Origin of the sequence: Actinokineospora spheciospongiae, from assembly GCF_000564855.1 — a bacterium.
In the GTDB taxonomy this organism is placed as follows: Bacteria; Actinomycetota; Actinomycetes; order Mycobacteriales; family Pseudonocardiaceae; genus Actinokineospora; species Actinokineospora spheciospongiae.
The window spans coordinates 1-5,504 of the sequence record NZ_AYXG01000193.1 but is presented as its reverse complement, the minus strand read 5'-3'; the positions used below and the strand labels follow the sequence as shown (position 1 = coordinate 5,504).

Below are 5,504 nucleotides of genomic sequence, written 5' to 3'. Positions count from 1 at the left end.
CCAGCTCGGTCAACGTGATCGAGTCGAAGCCCAGCTCCAGCAGCTCCGCGTGCACGTCCACGTCCGATTCGTCCACCAGGAGGAACCCGGCGGCGAGCCCGCGCAGGGCCTGTTCGACCTCCGCGCGGTCGACGCCCGGCCCGGCCGGGGGCTGGGCGGCGGGGGCGGTGGCGGGTGCGCGGACGGGGCCCTCGACGACCACCAGGGACGGTTCGGTGCTCGCCAGGCCGCGGATGAAGGCTTCGAAGCCCGCCCGGGTGCTGAGCGGGACCATGTCCCAGACCCGGGCGAAGAGGGTCACCGTGGCCTCGTCGACGGTCATGCCGCCTTCGGCCCAGAGGGGCCAGCCGAGGGCGAGGGTGCGGCCGGGGCCGGTGCGCTGGGTGGCGTAGGCGTTGAGGAAAGCGTTTGCGTAGGCGTAGTCGGCTTGGCCGGGGTTGCCCGCCTCCCCGGAGACGGAGGAGAAGAGGACGAAGAAGTCCAGGGGGGCATCGGCCGTGGCGGCGTCCAGGTTGCGGGTGCCGTCGACCTTGGGCGCCAGGACCGCGGCCACCTGATCCTCGGTCTTGACGACGGCGCGCGCGTCCCGGGTGACCCCGGCGGCGTGGATGACGCCGCGCAGCGGGGTGTCGGCGGGCAGGGACGCGACCAGGGCGGTGACCTGCTCGGCGTCGGCCAGGTCGGTGCGGTGGTAGTGGGCGCCGAGGGCGGCGACCTTGGCGGCGATGGGGGCGTCGAGGTCGGAGCGGCCGAGGAGGACGACGGAACCGGCGCCGCGTTCGGTGAGGAAGGCGGCGAAGTGCAGGCCGAGGGCGCCCGCGCCGCCGGTCACCAGGTAGGTGCCGTCCGGGCGGACGGTCAGCGCGGTCGCGGCGGGCGGGTCGAAGCGCTCCAGGGTCTTGCGCAGGCGGGTGCCGTGGACGTACCGGATCTCCGCGGCACCGGTGTGCAGGGCGCGCAGTTCGTCGACCACCCGGTCGGCCACGCCCGTGTCGACCTGGACGCGGGCACCGGCGAAGCGGCTGTGCTCCAGGGCCAGGGTGCGCAGCGTGCCCGCGACGGCGGTGTGCTCGGGGGCGTCGGAGGTGGAGACGGCGAGGACGCGCAGCGCGGCCGACCGGTCGCGCTCCAGGACGGCGGTGCTCAGCCAGAGGACCGGCTCGAACGCGGCTCCGGCGGCGACGATGGTGTCCGGCACCCGGCCCCGGGCCACCAGTGCGGCGACCTGTTCGCGGTAGTGCGCGCGGTCGCCCGCGGTGATCGTGATGACCTCGGCGTCGGGGTGGCGGTCGGCCAGTTCGGCGCGCAGGCCGGGGTCGCCCGCGACGAGCAGCGTGCGCGGGGGTGCGGCGGCCTCGTCGACCGCGGGCGCGGCCGTCCACACCGGGCGCAGGTAGCGGGTCTCGGTCGGTTCGGTGCGGCGGGGGGCGATCTCCAGGCCGGTGACGGCTTGGCGGACCACGCCGTCGGCACCTGACAGCCGCAGGTCGAACCGCCGGTGCCCGTTGACCCGCCCGGGTGGGGTGGTCTCCCGGACGTGCACCCGGGCCCGGCCGTCGAGCGGCCCGCTGACGGTGAGCGCGCCGATCCCGACGGGCAGGTAGCCGGTGGTGCCGGAGCACAGCGCGGACACGGTTTGCAGGGCGCCGTCGAGCAGGCCCGGGTCCAGCAGGTGGCCGCCCGCGGACTCCAGCTCGGACACGGCCTCCCCACGCCCGACCCGCAGCGCCCGGACGACGCGCAACGCGGGCCCGTACTCCAGCCCGGTGCGGCTGAACGCCGAGTAGAACGACTCGACGTCGACCTCGCGCGGGCACTCCCCTTCGGCGCCCGCCTGCGGGAGGGCCGCGCCCGCGATGATGGTGCCGCGCGCGAACGTGGTGCCGGGACCGTTGACGGTGAACGCGGAACCGTCGAGGTCGACCGTGATGGGTCCGGGGGTGGTGTCGAGGTTGACCGGCGCCACCCAGCGCACGTCGGACACCGTGACCGGTGCGCCGAGCCCGGCCGCCAGCCGCGCGACCTCCAGCAGGGCGACACCGGGCACCCACCGCTGACCGGCGAGCAGGTGGTCCCCCGCGACGGCCAGCAGCGGGTGGTCGGCGGTGAACTCCCGCACCGGGCCTGCCTCGGTGGTCACGGTCGCGGGGGCGAGGGCCAGGTGGTGCGGGTCGTCGGTGATCCAGTGGCGGCGGCGGTCGAAGACCGTGGTGGGGAAGTGGACGCGGCGGGCGGGGGTGGTCCAGCGGGCGGCCCAGTCCTCGCGCTTGCCCGCGACCCACTCCGGTTCGGCGCCGGTGGGTTCGCCGGTGCGGGCGAACCCGACGAGGGCGGCGGCCAGTTCCGCCTTGTCCGCGACGGTGAAGGCGGCGCGGCGGGGTTGGGCGCGGCGGCCGACCTGGCTGGTGAAGGCCAGGTCGCGCAGCGGCGCGGTGCTGGTGGGGAGGAAGTCGGCGACGGCGGCGGCCAGCGCGCGCAGGGCCGTGTCGGTGCGGGCGGACAGGACGAACGTCTGCGACTCCCCCGGGGCGTCGGGGGTGACGGGGGCGCCGACGTACTCCTCCAGGACGACGTGGGCGTTCGCCCCGCCCGCCCCGAAGGAGCTCATGGCCGCCCGCCGCGGACCGGTGGACTCCCACGGCTGCGCCGCGAGCTGCGGGCGGAAGCGGGACTCCGACAGGTCGATCTTCGGGTTGAGCGCGGTGAGGTTCGCCGTCGGAACCAGGGCCCGGTGGCGGAACTGGAGCAGCAGCTTGGTCAGGCCCGCCACGCCCGCGGCGCCTTCCAAGTGGCCGATGTTGGACTTCACCGAGCCGATGGCGATGGGGGACCCGGTGCCGTAGGCGCGGGACAGGGCGGTCAGCTCGATCGGGTCGCCGAGGGCGGTGCCGGTGCCGTGGGCCTCGACGTAGGAGATCCCGGCGGGGTCGACGCCGGAGCGGGTGAGGGCGTCGGCGATCAGGGCGGCCTGGGCGTTGGGGTTGGGGACGGTGTAGCCGGAGGTCTTGCCGCCCGCGTTGAGTGCGCTGCCCTTGAGGACCGCCCACACCGCGTCCCCGTCGGCCACCGCGGCCGACAGCGGCTTGAGCAGCACGGCGCCCACACCCTCGCCGGGGACGAAACCGTCCGCCGCCTCGTCGAACACGCGGCAGCCGTCGCCGGAGGCGAGCATGTTGCGGGCGCAGAGGGCGGCGAAGTGCGCCGGGTGGGTGATCAGGTTGACCCCGCCCGCGATGGCCATCCGGCAGTCCCCCCGCCGCAGCGACTCCGCCGCCAGGTGCAGGGCGGTGAGCGAGGACGAGCAGGCCGAGTCGACGGCGAAGCTGGGGCCGGTGAAGTCGAACACGTAGGACACCCGGTTCGCCACCGACCAGTACGCCGAGTGCCCGGTGGCGAACCGGCCCTCGGGCCAGTCCTGGGCGGCGGCCAGCAGCCCGTAGCCGCCGTACATCAGGCCCGCGAACACGCCGGTGGCCTGCTCCTTGGATGCCTCACCCAAGTACCCGGCCGATTCCAGCAGCTCCCAGCAGGTCTCCAGGAACAGCCGCTCCTGCGGGTCGATGTCGGCGGCGTCGCGCGGCAGGATGCCGAACAGGCCCGCGTCGAATTGCTCGATGCCGTCGAGGAAGCCGCCCCAGCGGTTGTAGGTGGTGTTCGGCGCGCGGCCGGTGTCGAAGTGCTCGCGCCAGTCCCACCGGGTGGCGGGGACCTCGGTGATGCCGCTGTACCCGGCGGACAGGTTGCGCCAGAACGCGTCCAGGTCCGGTGAACCCGGGTAGCGGCCCGCCACACCGATGATCGCGACGTCGTCGGTGGACACGGGTTCGGACACCACGGGCGCGGCGGGGGCCGGGACCGGCTCCGGGGCCGCCGGGACGCCCAGCAGCGCGGTCAGCTCGGCGCGGTGCGTGGTGAGCAGGTGGGTGGCGAGCTGGTCGATGGTCAGGTGCTCGAACAGCAGTGTGGACGGCAGGTCCCCGAGGTCCCGCTCGAACCGGGAGATGATGTTCAGGCTGACCAGGGAATCCACCCCGAAGTTCTCGAACGTCGCGTACTCGTCCAGCGACGCGGCGTCGGACTTCAACACCTCCCCGAACACCGACCGCAGGTAGGTGCGCACCAGTTCGTCGGTCACCTCGCCCGGCAGGCTGCCCGCGTCGGTGTCCGGCGCGGAGTCCTCGACCGGCAGCTTCTGCGCGACCAGCAGGCACTGCTCCAGGTCGTCGGCGGGGGTGCCCGGGTAGCCGTCGACGCGGACCACGCGGAAGCCCGCGGCGGCCAGCACCTCCCGCCACTTGGTGGGGCTGAGCAGTGGGGCGTGCTCGATGCGGGTGTCGTCGGTGTAGCGCCACCAGCCGCCGGTCTGGCCGAAGGTGAGGGTGAGGAAGTCCGAGCGCCGGGTGACCTCGTTGACCAGCACGACTCCGCCGGGGCGCAGCATCTTGGCGATGTTGGTCATGGTCCGGGTGATGTCCTGGGTGGCGTGCAGGACGTGGGTGCCGAAGGCGACGTCGTAGCCGCCCGCCTCGAACCCGTGCGTCGCCGGGTCGTCCTCCACGTTGAGCAGCCGGAACTTCGCGAACGGGTTGTCCGCGCCGTAGGTCCGCTCGCCGAGCCGCAGGAACGACGCGGAGATGTCGGTGTAGTGGTATTCGACGTCGGCCCCGGAGTTCCGCAGCGCGGGGAGGACGAACACCGAGCTGGCCCCAGTGCCCGCGCCGATCTCCACGACCCGGGCGGTGCGGTCGCCGGCGCCGCGCACGGCCTCGGTGACGCCGGTGGCCAGCAGGCCGTTGTAGTAGTCGGACACGGCCTGGCCCTTGTAGATGGCCTCCACCAGCTCGGCGGAACCCTTGGGGAACAGCACGTCCATGGCGTTGCGGCGCCCGTCGAGGACCTCGGCGAGGGCGTCCACGCAGGTGCGCAGCAGCCGGATGTGCCCGGCCAGCTCGGGGAACTCGGCGGTGAACGCGGTCGGGTCCGCGGAGCCGGGGGTGCCGTCGAGCAGGGTGAACACGTCGCCGGTCTGGGTGGCGTGGCCGTCCTGGACGAGCATGGCCAGCACGGCGCGGAACAGCCGCTCGTACTCGGCGCGCACGCCCAGGGAACGGATCAGCTCGGGGACGGCGACCGGCGAGCCGACCTCGGGCCGTCCGGTCCACTGCGCGAACGCCTGCCGGAACAGCGCCCGGGACAGCGCCTCCAGCCGGGTGTAGCCGGTGCGGGAGTGGGACAGCCCGGTGTCGGGCGTCGTCACGGCAGGCACCACCGGCGCGGGCACCGCCTGCGCGGGAGACCGGGTGCCGACGACCTTCGCCAGTGCGTCGGCGCGGGTCTGCAGCAGGTGGGTGGCGAGTTGGTCGATGGTCAGGTGCTCGAACAGCAGCGTCGAGGGCAGATCGCCCAGGTCCTGCTCGAACCGGGAGATGATGTTCAGGCTGACCAGGGAGTCCACCCCGAAGTTCTCGAACGTCGCGTACTCGTCCAGCGACGCGGCGTCGGAC

Annotated in this window: 1 protein-coding gene; it reads right to left on the bottom strand. The window is 74.1% G+C overall.

The genetic code is table 11. The annotated features are described in order from the left end of the window. On the bottom strand, positions 1-5,504 hold a 5,504-nt coding region (locus UO65_RS33645), incomplete at both ends, for an SDR family NAD(P)-dependent oxidoreductase (protein WP_152552250.1).